This is a genomic window from Geojedonia litorea (genome assembly GCF_042654525.1).
GTDB classification, from domain to species: domain Bacteria; phylum Bacteroidota; class Bacteroidia; order Flavobacteriales; family Flavobacteriaceae; genus Geojedonia; species Geojedonia litorea.
In genome coordinates this window covers 176,433-192,655 of record NZ_JBHSGP010000012.1, presented here as the reverse complement: position 1 = coordinate 192,655, position 16,223 = coordinate 176,433, and the positions used below count along the sequence as shown (strand labels likewise).

The 16,223-nt window shown below is 35.2% G+C and carries 20 protein-coding genes; 9 read left to right on the top strand and 11 right to left on the bottom strand.

Annotation, left to right across the window (positions count from 1 at the left end):
• Positions 1 to 4: 4 nt before the first annotated feature.
• Positions 5 to 589 carry a DUF4202 domain-containing protein gene (locus ACFO5O_RS07000; RefSeq protein ID WP_387962265.1) on the top strand — a complete coding sequence of 195 codons (585 nt, stop codon included), beginning with the start codon at positions 5 to 7 and terminating at the stop codon, positions 587 to 589.
• 17 nt (positions 590 to 606) lie between these two features.
• Here the strand turns inward: ACFO5O_RS07000 and moaA are convergent, their stop codons facing one another.
• Genes moaA through ACFO5O_RS06950 form a run of 10 tightly spaced genes read right to left on the bottom strand, consistent with a single transcriptional unit; the run spans position 607 to position 7,608 of the window.
• Positions 607 to 1,614, bottom strand: a complete 1,008-nt coding sequence (gene moaA, locus ACFO5O_RS06995) for a GTP 3',8-cyclase MoaA (RefSeq protein WP_387962263.1) — start codon at positions 1,612 to 1,614, stop codon at positions 607 to 609.
• Positions 1,614 to 2,525: a bifunctional molybdenum cofactor biosynthesis protein MoaC/MoaB gene (moaCB, locus tag ACFO5O_RS06990; RefSeq protein ID WP_387962261.1), complete on the bottom strand. Its 912-nt coding sequence runs from the start codon at positions 2,523 to 2,525 to the stop codon at positions 1,614 to 1,616. Before moaCB ends, moaA begins: the two co-directional genes overlap by 1 nt.
• Positions 2,526 to 2,566: 41 nt before the next feature.
• Positions 2,567 to 3,010, bottom strand: coding sequence for a molybdenum cofactor biosynthesis protein MoaE (locus ACFO5O_RS06985; RefSeq protein ID WP_387962259.1), 444 nt, complete (start codon positions 3,008 to 3,010; stop codon positions 2,567 to 2,569).
• Positions 3,007 to 4,083 carry a molybdopterin-synthase adenylyltransferase MoeB gene (gene moeB / locus ACFO5O_RS06980; RefSeq protein ID WP_387962257.1) on the bottom strand — a complete coding sequence of 359 codons (1,077 nt, stop codon included), beginning with the start codon at positions 4,081 to 4,083 and terminating at the stop codon, positions 3,007 to 3,009. The genes ACFO5O_RS06985 and moeB overlap by 4 nt, the downstream gene beginning before the upstream one ends.
• 3 nt (positions 4,084 to 4,086) lie before the next feature.
• Positions 4,087 to 4,320 carry a MoaD/ThiS family protein gene (locus tag ACFO5O_RS06975; RefSeq protein ID WP_387962255.1) on the bottom strand — a complete coding sequence of 78 codons (234 nt, stop codon included), beginning with the start codon at positions 4,318 to 4,320 and terminating at the stop codon, positions 4,087 to 4,089.
• On the bottom strand, positions 4,304 to 4,888 hold the full coding sequence (gene mobA / locus ACFO5O_RS06970; protein ID WP_387962253.1) for a molybdenum cofactor guanylyltransferase: 585 nt from the start codon (positions 4,886 to 4,888) through the stop codon (positions 4,304 to 4,306). The genes ACFO5O_RS06975 and mobA overlap by 17 nt, the downstream gene beginning before the upstream one ends.
• A complete protein-coding gene (locus ACFO5O_RS06965; RefSeq protein WP_387962251.1) occupies positions 4,889 to 5,629 on the bottom strand; it encodes a sulfite exporter TauE/SafE family protein in 741 nt (246 codons plus the stop codon). It abuts the gene before it with no gap.
• Between the two features lie 41 nt (positions 5,630 to 5,670).
• On the bottom strand, positions 5,671 to 6,024 hold the full coding sequence (locus ACFO5O_RS06960; RefSeq protein WP_387962249.1) for a four helix bundle protein: 354 nt from the start codon (positions 6,022 to 6,024) through the stop codon (positions 5,671 to 5,673).
• A 57-nt stretch (positions 6,025 to 6,081) separates the two neighbouring features.
• Positions 6,082 to 6,420, bottom strand: coding sequence for a winged helix-turn-helix domain-containing protein (locus ACFO5O_RS06955; RefSeq protein WP_387962247.1), 339 nt, complete (start codon positions 6,418 to 6,420; stop codon positions 6,082 to 6,084).
• 6 nt (positions 6,421 to 6,426) lie between these two features.
• Positions 6,427 to 7,608, bottom strand: a complete 1,182-nt coding sequence (locus tag ACFO5O_RS06950) for a molybdopterin molybdotransferase MoeA (protein WP_387962245.1) — start codon at positions 7,606 to 7,608, stop codon at positions 6,427 to 6,429.
• A gap of 129 nt (positions 7,609 to 7,737) precedes the next feature.
• On the opposite strand from ACFO5O_RS06950, the gene ACFO5O_RS06945 reads away from it, so the two are divergent.
• From ACFO5O_RS06945 to ACFO5O_RS06910, 8 genes are all read left to right on the top strand, one after another.
• Entirely contained in the window at positions 7,738 to 9,273 is a 1,536-nt protein-coding gene (locus ACFO5O_RS06945; RefSeq protein WP_387962243.1) for a YifB family Mg chelatase-like AAA ATPase, read from the top strand.
• A gap of 582 nt (positions 9,274 to 9,855) precedes the next feature.
• A complete protein-coding gene (locus ACFO5O_RS06940; RefSeq protein ID WP_387962241.1) occupies positions 9,856 to 11,082 on the top strand; it encodes an Nramp family divalent metal transporter in 1,227 nt (408 codons plus the stop codon).
• Entirely contained in the window at positions 11,082 to 11,822 is a 741-nt protein-coding gene (gene pxpA, locus ACFO5O_RS06935; RefSeq protein WP_387962239.1) for a 5-oxoprolinase subunit PxpA, read from the top strand. Before ACFO5O_RS06940 ends, pxpA begins: the two co-directional genes overlap by 1 nt.
• A gap of 4 nt (positions 11,823 to 11,826) precedes the next feature.
• On the top strand, positions 11,827 to 12,561 hold the full coding sequence (gene pxpB, locus ACFO5O_RS06930) for a 5-oxoprolinase subunit PxpB (protein ID WP_387962237.1): 735 nt from the start codon (positions 11,827 to 11,829) through the stop codon (positions 12,559 to 12,561).
• Positions 12,554 to 13,399 (top strand): 5-oxoprolinase subunit C family protein, encoded by an 846-nt coding sequence (locus tag ACFO5O_RS06925; protein ID WP_387962235.1) that lies wholly within the window; start codon positions 12,554 to 12,556, stop codon positions 13,397 to 13,399. Before pxpB ends, ACFO5O_RS06925 begins: the two co-directional genes overlap by 8 nt.
• 94 nt (positions 13,400 to 13,493) lie before the next feature.
• A complete protein-coding gene (locus ACFO5O_RS06920; protein ID WP_387962234.1) occupies positions 13,494 to 14,003 on the top strand; it encodes a hypothetical protein in 510 nt (169 codons plus the stop codon).
• 15 nt (positions 14,004 to 14,018) lie between these two features.
• Positions 14,019 to 14,735 carry a hypothetical protein gene (locus tag ACFO5O_RS06915; RefSeq protein ID WP_387962232.1) on the top strand — a complete coding sequence of 239 codons (717 nt, stop codon included), beginning with the start codon at positions 14,019 to 14,021 and terminating at the stop codon, positions 14,733 to 14,735.
• Positions 14,711 to 15,514 carry a sensor histidine kinase gene (locus tag ACFO5O_RS06910; RefSeq protein WP_387962230.1) on the top strand — a complete coding sequence of 268 codons (804 nt, stop codon included), beginning with the start codon at positions 14,711 to 14,713 and terminating at the stop codon, positions 15,512 to 15,514. Before ACFO5O_RS06915 ends, ACFO5O_RS06910 begins: the two co-directional genes overlap by 25 nt.
• Here the strand turns inward: ACFO5O_RS06910 and ACFO5O_RS06905 are convergent.
• Positions 15,511 to 16,212, bottom strand: coding sequence for an RluA family pseudouridine synthase (locus ACFO5O_RS06905; RefSeq protein WP_387962228.1), 702 nt, complete (start codon positions 16,210 to 16,212; stop codon positions 15,511 to 15,513). The genes ACFO5O_RS06910 and ACFO5O_RS06905 overlap by 4 nt on opposite strands.
• Positions 16,213 to 16,223: the final 11 nt, after the last annotated feature.

Below are 16,223 nucleotides of genomic sequence, written 5' to 3'. Positions count from 1 at the left end.
TTATATGGAACCAAATAAATTTGAATGTGCCATAGCTTTAATTGACAAGAAAAATTCAGAAGATATTAATTTGTATCATCGTTTTGGAGTTAAATTTTCAAAAGAGGTGTTGTATTCGATGCGCATGTCCCAACGGCTTTTGCAATTTCACCCCAACGCATCTGAAGCGCTTCGTGTTGCAGCACATGCCCAACATATTTGTCGGTGGAAAATTCCAAGGGAAGACTATTCAATGGATAAAATAGGCTATATCAAATGGCGAGAAGTCTTGAAAAATATGCATGCTGCACTGATTTCAGAAATTTTAAAAGAAGTTGGTTATGACCATGAATTTATTGATAGGGTCTCTTTTTTGATTCAAAAGAAAATGATTAAAAAAGATAAGGAATCCCAAATATTGGAAGATGTGATTTGCCTAGTTTTTCTGGACTATTATTTTGAAGAATTTGCCGCCAAACATGAAGAAGAAAAAGTGGTAGACATCTTAAGGAAAACATGGCAAAAAATGTCAGAGAAAGGACATGAAGTGGCCTTGAAGCTTAACTATACAACCAAAACTTTGTCCCTGATTAAAAAGGCAATAAAGTAAAATATCATTTTACGGTATTATCCACCAATAGTAATCATACTTCTGTTTTGAGTGTGTAACTTGGGTTCTTCCAATTTTTCGAGGGTATCCATGCCACCTCGGATTTTGAATTTCGCCTGAACCGCTTTTTGAATGATGGGTTCAATATCTTTTCCCTCACGAAGTGGGGTCAATAGATCGGATTCAGTTGAAGAAAATAAACAATTTTTAATACGGCCATTAGCAGTAAGCCTTAATCGATTACAGGAATCACAAAACGGATTGGTTACCGAACTGATGACGGCAAAACTCCCTTTATAACCTTCAATTTTGTAGTTTTTGGAAGTGTCATTTGGCGCATCTTGAATTCTTATCACAGTATTCTCATCAAAAGCTGAATTAACTATTTCCATGACTTCAGCATAGGACACCATTTTTTCCTTGTTCCATTTGTTGCCGTCAAATGGCATGAATTCTATAAACCTAACTGAAATTGGAAGTTCTTTGGTGAGTTCAATAAAATCGATGATTTCATTGTCGTTAAAGTTTTTCATCAATACGGCATTGAGCTTCACCTTGAAGTCTTCTTGAACCAATAAATGAATATTTTCATATACTTTTTTGAAATCATTACGACGGGTAATCTGATTGAACTTTTCAGGATTCAAGGAATCCAAACTCACATTAATGTTTTTGATGCCACAAGCTTTAAAAGTATCAATAAACCGGTCTACTGTGACAGCATTGGTGCTTATGGCTAATTCAACAGGAAGTGTAGCTAATTTTTTCAGAATAACGTCTACATCCTTTCTCACCAAGGGTTCGCCACCTGTCAACCTAATTTTCGTGACACCGTGTTCAACAAATGTTTTGGCAATGGTATAGACTTCTTCAAAAGTCATGATATGTGCCTTGGGCGAGAGTTGGACACCTTCAGCCGGCATACAGTAAGTGCAGCGTAAATTACAGAGTTCGGTAAGTGAAATACGCAGATAACTATGCTCTCTTCCAAAAGTGTCTTGTAATATGTTTTGTTTTTTCTTCATTAGTTATGTCTTTCGCCTTTTAAAATACCAAAAACGTGTAAGATTGATGGGAAAATAGCATCCATAGATTCTTTTGCACCGTTGGTAGAGCCAGGCAATGCTAAAACCAACGAATTGCCTATAGTTCCTGCCACACTTCGTGATAGCATCGCATAAGGCGTTCGGTTTTGACCATAGCTTCTTATGGCTTCTTCAATACCAGGAATTTTGCGTTCAATGAGTTCATCAAGTGCTTCAGGAGTAACATCTCGCATGGATAAGCCCGTGCCACCAGTAAAAATAATGAGATCGATCCCTTCACTTTCGTAATGTTTAACTTTGTTCTGTATAGTTTCTTTTTCATCAGGAATGATAATGTAATCTGAAATGGAAACATCAGAAGCTTTCAGCTTTTCAATAATGGCCTTTCCTGCTAAATCTTCCTTTTGGCCTTTCGAAATAGTATCGGAACAAACAACCACAGCAGCTGTTAACTGCTCTCGGTAACGACTTTTGAAATCTGTTTTTCCACCTTTCTTTTTCAACAATTTTATGTGATGTATTTCAACACCTTTGTCAATAGGTTTCAACATGTCATACATGTTCAGGGCGACAACACTAGCGCCATGCATGGCTTCTACTTCTACGCCAGTTTTGTAGATGGTTTTTATGGTGCAGGTTATGGTGATTTCAAGTCCGTCAATGTCATAATCAATTCCGGCGAATTCAATAGGAATGGGATGGCAATCGGGAAGCAAATCGGGTGTTTTTTTAATGCCCAACAATCCGGCAGCTTTGCTCATAGCGAATACATTACCCTTCGGAACCGTATCTTGCTCAATAGCCTTAATGGTTTCTGCCTTGCTTACCTTGACAATAGCTTGCGCAGTAGCAACGCGAAGAGTATTGGATTTGTTTGTGATATCGACCATGTTTTATTGTTGAGTTGTTTTATTGTTGAGTAATTTAATCATTAGGTATTCACTTTCCATTGATGCGTATTGTCCTCAAATAGTTCTTTTCCAAATACAGGAACTTTAGCTTTGATTTCTTCTACTACATATTCCAAAGACTTGAATACCTCTTTTCTTCGAGGTGAGGACACAAATACGAAAAGGCAGATTTCTCCTGTCTTTACCGTTCCCAAACTATGGTAAATATGCATGCAGGTCAAATTGAATTTTTCAAAAGTGGCTTCACGTATCTCATGAAATTTCGCGTTGGCCATGTCTTCATAAGCGGTATATTCAATGGCTGAAATAAGTTTTCCGTCAATCTCATCGGCCCGAACCTGACCCAGAAAAATATTATGTGCACCAATACTAGTTTTGGATTGGTGCTTGGCAATAGATTCTCCTATAAATTCAGAAGAAATAGCACCATTAATAAATACGTTTTTTACTTTTTTGTCCATCATACTTTTATTTTTAATCCTTCCATTAAGGTTGAAACACCTCCTTTTAAACTAAAGCAGTCGGTGATGTTTTTTTTGCGTAAAGCATTCGCTGCTTTTAGGCTTCGTACACCAGTTTGGCAAAACAAAACCAAGGTTTTTGTTATATCTAATTTATCGATATTTTGCTCCAAAGTGGCTAAAGGAATTTGGGTGCAATTTTCCAATTCAATTTTTGGAAGTTCATTGGCTTCACGAACATCAATAATTTGAATAGGCTCCATGAGCAGCATTTGTCGTTCAGAAATTTCGATTTCCGGATTGCTGCAAATTCCATCCATATAAATTAATGCCAAATCTTCCTTTTCATTCAAAACCTTTTCAAAATTGTTTTGATTTTTGCTGATTTTTAAAATGGTGGTTTCAGCAGTTTTTGAGGAATAACAAAGTAGTTTTCCTGACAGCACAGTTTCAATATTCAAGATCATTTTTAGCACTTCGTTGGCCATCATGGTGCCAATGATACCTGGCAAAACTCCTAATACTCCAATTTCAGAGCAATTGATTGCGGTAGTGTCTGTTGGAGGGGAAGGGAATAGGCAGCGATAACTAGGTCCGTTGTTATAATTAAACACTGAAACCTGACCTTCAAATTTATAAATAGCACCATATACCACCGGTTTGCCACAACGAATGGCAAAATCGTTGATGAGGTATCGGGTCGCGAAATTATCAGTGCCATCCATAATAATGTCATATGTTTTGAATAGTTCTAAAGTATTTTTTGAAGTCAATTTTTTAGGATAGGTATCGATGAGAATAGTAGGATTTAAATCTTCCAACCTATCTTTTGCTGCCAAGGCTTTGTTTTTTCCAATAGATGAAGTCCCAAATAAAACCTGCCGTTGTAAATTGGATTCTTCTACTACATCAAAATCCACAATACCAAGTGTGCCAATACCTGCTGCAGCCAAATATTGCAATACGGGACACCCTAAGCCTCCGGCACCAACCACCAACACTTTAGCTTTAGAGAGCTTGTCTTGGCCTTCTTGTCCAACTTCTGATAAAATAATATGTCTGTTGTACCTACTCATAGTTTATCCTCCTGAAAAAGGTGGTAAAAATGCAATTTCTTTAGCGGTTATTTTTGTATCGCTGTTCACGATTTCGTTGTTATGTGCCACTTGATATTCCTTTTTTTGCAAGGCAGGATATTTTTTAAAGACCAAGTCTTCCAACTCATAAAGTGTTGTGCCATTAAAGGCTATAGTTTCTTCATTGCAGCCCGTGATTTCAGCTAATAGTCCAAAATATTTAACGTTCAATTTCATGTTCCAAGGCTTTAAATTGTTCTAAAGTATTTATGTTTTTAACAAATGGATTCAGTTCTGAATCAATGGTTCTTGTTTTAGTTTTAAACTGTTTAACAGCCACCTGTAAACGTCGTTCTCCACTTTGCAACATTTCCAAACAACGATGTTGGCACTTTTTCTTATAAATGGCAATAAGTGGCATGGTTTTACCATCACTTTCCAATTGAATGACCTCTGAAGTTGTGTCAATTCCTTCAAACAATTTATCTAAAATTGCACTATTTACCAAAGGAACATCACAACTCAAAACTAGGTTGTATTCAGTCTCTGAATGATGTAATCCCGTATACAAGCCTGCCAATGGGCCTGCATCTTTGATGCTATCTTCAATTCGTTTAAATCCAAATTGATCATAATCACTGTTATGACTGACTATTATTATTTCGTTGACATATGGTCGGATAGTTTCAATAATACGTTCCATAAAAGTAATACCTTCCAACTTAAGAAATCCTTTATCCGTACCCATTCTGGAACTTTTTCCGCCTGCCAAAATTAGTCCAGTTATGTTATTTCGTTCTATCATTTAAGCAAAAATTAGTTTGGCACAAGCTATAATTAATACAATGGCCAATAGATTTCGCAACCCTTGATTGTTAAACTTTCGGCTACCATAATAGCTTCCAATAAATCCTCCAATTACGGCAATGGCAACCAGAGCAAACGATTGTAAAGATAAGGTTACGCCACTGGTAAATTGTCCGAACAGTCCAGACACCGAATTTACCCAAATAAACAAAGCCGATACAGCAGCAGCTTCTTTCATGTTTCCCCAGTGTAATAGCAAAATTATTGGGGTTAGTATGATGCCGCCACCAATTCCAATGAGCCCTGAAAAGAAACCAATAATACCACCAACTATCAAGCCTTGCCATAGTTTTAAATCTTTGATTTCGGTATTTTCCTTACCAAAAACATTCAAAAGTTTAAGAATGGCAAAAATTAACAAAAAGGCTAAAATCTTTTTATAAATAGAATCATCTATGGTTATCATTCCACCTATAAAAGCCAAGGGTATTGAGGTTATGGCAAATGGTAAGAATAATTTCATTTTAAAATATCCAGCTTTATAATAATGATAAAACGCAATGCCAGCAACAAACAAATTAAGTAATAGGGCAGTGGGTTTCATGGTTTCGGGAGCAAATGAAAATAAAGCCATTAAGGCCAAATAACCACTTGCACCACCGTGACCTACTGTGGCATATAAAAATGCAACAACCGGAAGGATGAGTAGAAATATTAATATGTGTTCGGTTTGTAACATTTGAATTTATAAGTGTCTAAAGTTATAAGTGTCTAAAGTATTTAAAGTTTATTTGAAATGGAAGTGAAAATAGCCAATAGCTCTTTGGACTCTTTCATAATCTCTTTTAAAGCATTTGGCTCTAACCAATTCAATTCTAAAATGATTTCTAGCCAATATTCTGTTTCGCTTGCTTCACTTACTGAAATATTAATTTTATTTTTAAAATCCTTTTTACTCCTTGAGCGATTTGCTTCTCTGTAGTTGGCACCTATACTCGTTCCAGATTTCGATAATTGATTTCTGATAACCAAAGCTTCTGCCGATTTTGGTAATGAAGCCGATAAACTAATAATAGAAACAGCAAATTGAAGTGTTCTCAATTCAAGTTTTTTGGCGAATTCCTTATTTTCCATCCTTCATTTTTTAGGCACTTTAAATACTTTTAACTTTTGCTCATTTTATTAATTAGCTTAAAATTTTTCAATAATGACCAGTTGTTCATCCAAAAATTCCCAGCAATTTTGGTTAATGGTTTCAAAAGTGCTTACTAGAGATTTGCCGTAAGGTGTCAATTGGGCACCGCCACCTCCTTTGCCACCAGTGCTTAAAATTATAACGGGCTGTTCTGCTCGTTTATTTACAGCATCAATTAATGACCAGGCTTTTTTGTACGACATGCCCATGGATTTGGCCGCTTTTGATAGGGAACCTGTTTGGTCTATCGCTTTTATTAAATGTACGCGACCCTCACCGAGTAAAATGTTTCCATCGGCTTCAATCCATATTCGACTTTTAATTTTGTAATCCATGATCGTTTAATTTATTGGAAAAAGAATAACTTCAACCATGTCATTTATTTTTATTGAACCAGAGGTTTCAGGAACATATGCTAGAGCGTTAGCAAGGGCAAATGTATGTAACATCGAAGAGTTTTGGCCATCTAAAATTTCAACTTCCCCATTTGTATATATAGCTTTAAGGAATTGAGCTCTGTTTACATTAATGGTAAAATTGGATTTAGAAATTGCCTTTGCTTTTGTCAATGAAAAGTCTAAATGACCACGCATTTTTTGCAAAGCAGGATAGACATATACATAAAAGCAACTTAATGCGGCGGCAGGATTACCGGGTAACGCAAATACGGTTTTACTTTCTTTTTTTCCAAAGAATAAAGGTTTACCAGGTTTTTGATTCACTTTGTAAAACAATTGTTCTACACCAATTTCGTCAAGTGCTTTCTCTACAAAATCATAATCCCCAACTGAAATTCCTCCAGATATTAAAATTACATCATAATCAGAAATCACTTGATTTAATAGATGTAAAGTGCTTTTATAATCATCACTTACTTTGTGAATCGATACATTGTTATATTCCAAGCATTTAAGAGCAGCACTTAACATGGTGGCATTACTCTCGTAAATTTGTCCGTAAGCGAGATGCTGTCCAGCTTCTACCAATTCATTACCAGTGACCACAACTGCAATAGTTGGCTTTTTATAGACCTTAATATCAGTTATGCCAAGAGAAGTTAAAAATGCTATGGCTGCTGCTGTCAAATGTGTGCCCTTATTTAATGCAGTTTGACCTTTTAGAACTTGTTCCCCAAGAGGCCGTATATTTTCATTTTGGACTACTTCTGATTTAAGCTTTAAACGGGTGTCATCAACCGCTGTTTTTTCTTGCATCACCAATGCATTAGCTGTATCAGGTACAGGAGCGCCTGTAAAAATCCGAATAGCTTCTCCTGGTTTGAGAATTGGATGATGACCATCACCTGCTTTGACTTCGCCTATAATTCTATAACTATCGCTACCATTTAAGTGCAGCGCATAACCATCCATTGCAGATTGCCTAAAAGGAGGCATGTTTATGGGAGACAAAACATCTTCAAATAAAATATCTCCATAAGCATCCTTAACTTTTTTTAATTCAAAAGCAGCTATGGGTTTGGTGTTTATTCGAACTATATCTATGGCCTGCTCAACAGATATCATAAAATCGCGCTATATGCTAACAAATATAACGCTTATTTTATTAAACATGAGAGAAAAATATTTGATATTTCAAAAGGGATGATATTTTATAAAAATACTTTTATTACATTTAAATAAACCAATTAATATATGCTGAAAAAAGTTTTTGGGAGTGCTGTTTTTGGAGTTGAAGCTACTACAGTAACAGTTGAGGTAAATGTAGATAATGGTATTGGATATCATTTAGTTGGACTTCCAGATAACGCTATAAAAGAGAGTAATTATCGTATTGCTGCGGCACTTCAAAACAATGGTTATAAAATCCCGGGTAAAAAAATTATAATCAATATGAGTCCGGCCGATTTACGCAAAGAAGGCTCTGCATATGACCTTACTTTAGCTGTTGGTATTTTAGCAGCTTCAAATCAAATCAAGGCCGACAATCTAGAAACTTATTTAATTATGGGCGAGTTGTCTTTAGACGGGACACTGCAGCCTATTAAAGGTGCTTTGCCAATCGCTGTTAAAGCACGTCAAGAAGGATTTAATGGATTTATTCTCCCAAAACAAAATGCCAAGGAAGCTGCTATTGTTAATGATTTAAAAGTATATGGTGTTGAAGGTATTAAGGAAGTTATTGATTTTTTTGATAAAGGAATAGCGCTTGAGCAAACTATTATAAATACCCGAGAAGAGTTTTACAAAAATCTTGATTTCCCAGAACATGATTTTGCCGATGTTAAGGGTCAAGAAGGTATTAAACGCTGTATGGAAATTGCCGCAGCCGGAGGGCATAATATTATATTGATAGGTCCGCCGGGGGCTGGAAAGACCATGTTGGCCAAGCGCTTACCTAGTATTTTACCACCTATGACGTTAAGTGAAGCTTTGGAAACGACTAAAATTCATTCGGTTGTGGGGCGATTAAAAGATTCTGGGTTAATGTCCCAGCGTCCATTTAGGAGTCCGCATCATACTATATCTAACGTTGCTCTAGTTGGAGGTGGTAGCTGTCCACAGCCTGGCGAAATTTCATTATCGCATAATGGCGTTTTGTTTTTAGATGAGTTGCCAGAATTTAAACGCGAAGTTTTGGAGGTTATGCGTCAGCCTTTAGAAGATCGCGAAGTGACCATATCTCGAGCAAAATTTACAGTAACATATCCAAGTAGCTTTATGCTAGTAGCTAGCATGAATCCTAGTCCTGGAGGTTATTTTAACGATCCCAATGCACCAGTGACATCCTCACCAGCCGAAATGCAACGGTATTTAAGTAAGATTTCTGGACCTTTATTGGATAGAATAGATATTCATATTGAAGTGACACCAGTGCCTTTTGAGAAGCTGTCTGATGAACGAAAAGGGGAATCGTCAGTTGAAATTAGAAAACGTGTCACGGCAGCAAGAGAGTTGCAGACAAAGCGTTTTACAGATTCAGATTCTGTGCATTATAACGCCCAAATGAGTACAAAACAGATTAGAACGTATTGTATCCTTGACGATGCATCCAAACAATTGCTTAAAACGGCCATGGAGCGTCTAAATTTATCAGCTAGGGCTTATGATAGGATTTTGAAAGTCTCTAGGACCATTGCCGATTTAGAAGGCGTTGAAGATATAAATGGCTCGCACATTAGTGAGGCTATTCAATACAGAAGTTTGGATAGAGAAGGTTGGTTGGGATGAATTTAGTTTAAAAAAAACATGTCAATTTAAAAAATAAAACCCCTTAACGTACAAAAATGTAAGGGGTTTTGGTTAATCACACTTCCAATCTACGATTTTACTTGGATAACTTAATTAGGCTTTCAACTATATCCAATACAATCTTAGTTAAAAATAAAACCTGGATTAATAAATTAAATTCCATCTCTGACTATTAATATTTAAATTTTAGTTCTATCAGTAGGTACTGTACCCTTCATAATAGGCGATTAAGATTGGTTTAATATTACAAAGTTATACAGTCTAAAATAAAAATCAACTTTTTGAATGAAAGGTTATTAGCAAGTTATTAGTGCTTTATATAGAGTGATATAGCTAGTATAGTTATAATATGTAATAGGATGCTATTTTATAATTAATATATTCAAGTTAATCGTTATGAATATTTGTCATTAATATTGACTTGAAATAATTTCCAAACTATATTAAGACTAATAACACAAAACTTTATATATTTAAGTACTATTCATTCAAAAAGCTGGTCGTTAATATAGGTAAATTGAAAACACCATTAAGATGCAGTAAACAGTCAAATTCAATTAAATGCTAAAAAATTATTTTAAAAATATAGGTCCAGGTCCTTTGGTGGCAGCTGCATTTATAGGTCCTGGCACCGTAACTATTTGCACACTAGCAGGTGTGGGATTTGGTTTTGCATTGCTTTGGGCAATGATTTTTTCCATTATTGCAACTATAGTTTTGCAAGAAATGTCAGCGAGATTAGGGATTATTACCCAAAAAGGTTTGTCAGAAATTATACGATTTGAAATTAAAAACCCATTAGTTAGAGCGTTTGCAATTATTCTAATTTTATCAGCTATTGTTATTGGAAATGCGGCTTATGAAGCAGGCAATATAAGCGGTGGTATATTGGGTTTAGAAACCATTTTTGAAAACCCCGTATTTAATTTAGGAAGTGTTACAATTAACTCGTTTAGCTTAATTATTGGGATTGTGGCATTTATTGTATTGTACATTGGAAATTACAAAATACTTGAAAGGGCCTTGGTTACCTTAGTGATTTTGATGAGTATTTCGTTTTTAATTGCGGCTGTACTCACAAAACCAGATGTGACTGAAATTTTAAATGGAATTTTTAGCTTTAAACTACCAAAAGGAAGTCTTTTAGTGGTTATTGGTCTAATAGGAACTACGGTAGTTCCATATAATCTTTTTCTGCATGCGTCATTAGTTAAAGAAAAATGGAAGAATGCATCGGATATGAAATACGCTAGAAAGGATACGATAATCGCAGTAGTTTTAGGTGGTATGGTTTCAATGTGTATAATTATTGCAGCCGCCGCGATTCAGTCAGAACATATTAATAGTGCTGCTGATTTAGCATTAGGGCTTGAGCCTTTGTTTGGGAGTCTTTCAAAATATGTTTTAGCAATTGGTCTGTTTGCGGCAGGCATTACAAGTGCTATTACTGCGCCTTTAGCAGCGGCTTATGTGGCTACAGGCTGTTTAGGGTGGTCTTCTCATATGCGTTCAATAAAATTTAGAGCGGTTTGGATATTAGTTTTAGGTTTAGGGATTTTATTTTCTTCAATTGGAATTAAATCAATTGAAATAATAAAGTTTGCCCAAGTAACCAATGGCTTATTGCTTCCTCTTGTTGCAGGGTTTTTGATCTGGGTTATGAATAAGTCTTCTATTTTAGGAGTTTATAAAAACACCAGGGTGCAAAATTTTATTGCTTTTATAGTTTTGGGAATAGCTGTATTTTTAGGTTTAAAAAGTATATTGAAAGTTTTTGAAATATTGTAATGCAAAAATTAATTATTGATATTAATTGTGATGTAGGGGAAGGATTAAATAATGAGCACTTGTTGATGCCATATGTGTCTTCGTGTAACATTGCATGTGGCGGTCATGCTGGTGACCCAGATACCATGAGAGCCGTTGTGAGGTTGGCTAAAGAGCATCAGGTTAAGATTGGAGCGCATCCGTCATTTCCAGATAAAGAAAATTTTGGAAGACAAATTATTGAGATGTCATGTGCAGATCTTTATACTTCTTTAAAGCAGCAAATCAGGGATTTAATGACGGTGTTGCGTGAAGAGCATCTCATGCTGCATCATATTAAACCTCATGGTGCCTTATATAATTTAGCGGCAAGAGATGAAAGGACAGCGAATGTTGTTGTAGAGGTAGTCAAAAGTATTGCGCTACCTGTTTACCTGTATGCTCCATATAAATCGGTTTTAGCGGAAGTAGCAGAAAAGGAGCATATTGAGGTAACTTATGAAGCATTTGCTGACAGAAATTATAATAAAGATCTCACATTGGTCTCAAGGGCTAAAACAAATGCTATAATTGAGAATCTAGATTTAATGTTTGAGCATGTTCAAAATATGATATTTAATCAGAAAGTAAAAACCGTAGATGGAGTAGAAGTAGTTGTTAAAGCAGAAACATTTTGTGTTCATGGCGATAACCCTAAAGCGGTAAAATTGTTAGAAGGATTAAGTCAAAAACTGAAAGAACATCATGTTTTAATTCGATAAGATTTTGCTTAAATATGATCTTACATACAAGTCTTACGGGGAGCGGTCAATTTTAATAGAATGGCCTAAAAAAATTGATGAAAATATTCTTGAAGATATCCTTAATTTCAAAAATTGTATTATTGAAAGAAGTAATGAAGTAATAATTCAAATAAAGTCTGCATATAACTCGATATTAATTACTTATGATTTAGGTATAGACAATATCAATACCAAAATATCTACTCTTAAAACCTTATATTCGGCAAGAATTGAAACAGCATTACCAGTACGCAAACTTTGGAAAGTTCCTGTATGTTATGACCATGAATTTGCCTTGGATTTAGAGTATATTTCAAAGCTAAAAAAACTTTCAAAAACCGAGATTGTTAACATACATTCAACAGGCATTTACACTGTTTTTTTTATTGGGTTTTTGCCAGGGTTTTTATATTTGGGAGGTTTAGATAACCGACTAATTACACCTAGGAGGTCGACTCCAAGATTGCAGATTAATAAGGGAGATGTAGGTATAGGAGGAAGTCAAACTGGTATTTATCCCAATCAAAGTCCGGGAGGTTGGCATATTATAGGGAATTCTCCCATATTATTTTTTGATGCTTCAAAGAAAACACCCTGCTTTGCTAAAGCAGGAGATAAAATTCAGTTTGTACCGATTGATTTAAAAACTTACCGTCGTATTGAAGTTGAAATGCAAGCAGGTATTTATAATTTAGAAAGTGAGGTGATTGATGGTTAGGGTGATTAAGCCTGGGTTTTATTCTACTATTCAGGATTTAGGGCGATTAGGCTATCAAGATTATGGCGTTCCAATTTCGGGAGCAATGGATCAGTATTCATCACGTTTTGCCAATGCTGTACTAAACAACAAACCAGAAGCCGCTCTATTGGAGATCACCATGACTGGGCCAATTTTGGAGTTTCAAATCGAAACTTATATATGTATCTCTGGGGCAGATATGGCTCCCAAATTAAATGCTTCGCCTATTAAAATGAATAAAGTAGTGCATATATCACCCAATGACCTGCTTTCGTTTGGAGGTTTGACAACTGGATTTAGAGCTTATTTAGGGGTTTTTGGAGGGTTTCAAACTGGGCTATGTCTTGATAGCCGTAGTATGTTTAATTCTATTACTTCTACAGTTAAAATTGAAGCCAACCAATTACTACCAATACTTACGCCAAAGGTTAAATTTCCTAATGTAAATTCAAGTCTTAAATTTAAAAGTGAAATTTTTAATTCTTCTTGTATAGAAGTCTTTAAGGGACCCGAATTTGACTTGCTAAATTCGTCGCAACAAGAACGATTGTTTCAGCCATTTAGGGTTTCAGGTTCAAACAATCGTATGGGTTATCAATTAGAAGAGCTTCTGGAAAATAACCTACCATCAATTCTAACGTCTCCAGTGATGCCAGGTACAGTGCAATTAACACCTTCAGGAAGTTTAATCATTTTAATGCGAGATGGACAAACCACAGGGGGATATCCTCGGATTCTTCAGTTAAAGGAATCAGCTATTAATTTTTTGGCACAAACCTACAAGGGTAGTTTATTACAATTCAAGTTAGTTGATTAAAAATTTTGTAATAATCATAATTAATTGCGTAGGAATATTTATGTATTTTAGAGGGCAAACTTGAATGGTAACACATTTATAAATCTAACTAATCATGAAAAAAAGTATTCTATTTTTACTTGGTTTTTTGCTTGGTGCCGTAGCCACATACTTTTATTGTTGTGGTTATCTATCCATAGCTGAAGAAGAAATTGTAAAACCAATTGGGGTCATAACTCCTGCTCAAGCTAAAGTTTTGGATGCCAATTGGACTAAAACCAGAAAAAATGCCGTTGACAGCGCAGCGGGTCGTCCAGATAATAGATCGTCTTGGTGGTCTTTAGAAGATATTCAAAACTACTTGGCTTATGCCGAAAACCAAGCAGGAAGTTTGGGTTACGAGATGGATGGCATTCGCGTGTATTTGGGTGTGTATCCCAATAGTGCAGCTGAAGGGAAGGCCGATTATACAACGATGTTTGTTGTTCCAACAGGTAAAAAGTCACACTCTGAATCAAGTTTCAGTTTATTTAGTTGGTCAATGCAAAACGGTGGCGATAACATTCCTGGAGGAGATGTTTTAAATGATGGGGATCCTGGAGATCCACCTGGATCGGGCTACTAATAAAATCTTACGTGTTTGAAAGATTTCATCCTTAACAATTACTCCTTGATTTATAGGATCTTCATTGGAGCTTCGGCCTTTTTTGGACTTGTGACTTACAAAAAGTATAAAACCACCAATGTTAGGTATTTTATATTCTTTTTAGTTTACATTTTTTCCTTCGAATTATTGGCAGGTTATCCATCGGCTTTACACGATAACCCTTCTTTATCACATATTAAGGCGTTTTTAAAAGGCACTAAGTTTGAAAGGAATTTTTGGGTTTATAATTTGTTTTGGAATTTATTGAGTACCCTATTTCTTTCTTTTTACTATCATAAAATCATTAAAATTAAGCCTTACAAGGCGGTTGTTAAATGGGCTGCCATTATTTTTTTAGCAGCGGCAATTGTTTACTTAACTTTTAATTTTGATGAGTTTTTTAACCGTTCTGTGGTGTTCATTAAAATTATGGCACTTATTGTCATATTATTGAATATAGTCTTATATTTTATTGAAATTTTAAGAGGCGATAAGATACTAACCTTTTATAGATCGTTTAATTTTTATGCCAGTGCAGCTCTTTTAATTTGGTGGCTGGTCACTACGCCTGTTGTTTTTTATCAAATTTATTATAGTACTGCCGACTTAAACTTTATAAAATTGAGAGCACAAATATTTATATTCGCTAACATTTTTATGTATTCAACTTTTACATTTGCCTTATTATGGTCCAAACCGGAGAACAATTAGTAAGTACAGATGCCGAGAGGTATTTATTAGCATATATGGTTGTTGTTTTGCTGGTCATAACTACTCTGGTGATTGTGTTCTTTATTGTATTTCAAAAGCGAAAGAATAAGTTATTGATGGATAAAATAAAGCAACAACAACTATTTGATGAAGAGCTACAACAGGCTCAAACCGAGATTCAAGAGCAAACCCTTAAGCATGTTAGCTGGGAATTACATGACAATGTTGGTCAATTGTTGGCCTATGCCAATATGCAGCTTAATTTAATTGCTTCAAAAGCATCTGAAGACATTAAATCAAAAGTTAATGAAACCAAGGACGTGATAAAAGAAAGTCTTAAAGAAGTAAGGTCGCTTTCAAAATCCTTGAACAATGAAGTTATTTTGAATCTTGGTTTTGAAACGTCTATTGGCAATGAATTGAATCGCTTAAGGAAGATGAAGTTTGAGAGTGCAGAATTGTATATTAAAGGTGAAAAAGTAAATCTTTCCAATAAAAAACATGAAATTATTATGTTCAGAATTCTTCAAGAATTTTTCTCTAACTCGGTGAAATATTCTGAAGCTAAAAATTTAAAGGTCGAACTTGATTATCAACAAGATAAGTTATTGATTCAGGCTTCAGACGATGGCCTAGGCTTTAATATTGAAACTGCTCAAAAAGGATCTGGATTACTTAATATGCAGAGCAGAGCAGAGCTTATTCAAGCTCAGCTTGAATTAAAATCACGTCCAAACGAAGGTGTAAGGTTGACTTTAACATATCCACTGAATTCTTAATCCAAGCAAGCATTCCAAATTGGGTCATCAGGTAGAGGTGCAATAACGTGAATCTCATTATTAGACACTGGATGGGTGAAACGTAACTCTCTGGCGTGAAGGCTTATGCTGGCATCTTTATTACTTCTATCAAACCCATACTTAAGATCTCCTTTTATTGGGCAGCCAATACTGGCTAATTGTACGCGTATCTGGTGATGTCGTCCTGTTTCTAATTCAATTTCAAGCAAATAATAATTATCTAATTGTTTTAACAGTTTGTAATGAAGTATTGCTTTTTTACTCTGATTCTTTTCTTTTGAATATGCAGTAGACTTATTATTTTTTGGGTTTTTAATCAACCAATGTACAAGCGTAGCTTGTGGTTGTTGAGGTGTATTTTTTACAATTGCCCAATAGGTTTTTTTTGCACTTTTTTCAGAGAATAATTTATTAAGTCGTGGTAAGGCCTTGCTTGTTTTTGAAAACATCACAACACCGGTTGTAGGACGGTCTAATCGATGTACAACACCTAAATACACATTACCAGGTTTGTTGTATTTTTCCTTGATATAGTCTTTTACGACCTCACTTAAGGGTTGATCTCCTGTTTTATCACCTTGTACAATATCACCAGCGCGTTTATTGACAACGATAATGTGATTGTCTTCATATAAGACAATTAAGTTGTTTTTGTTGGAAAGTGTTTTTTCGGCCACTAAATAACGAG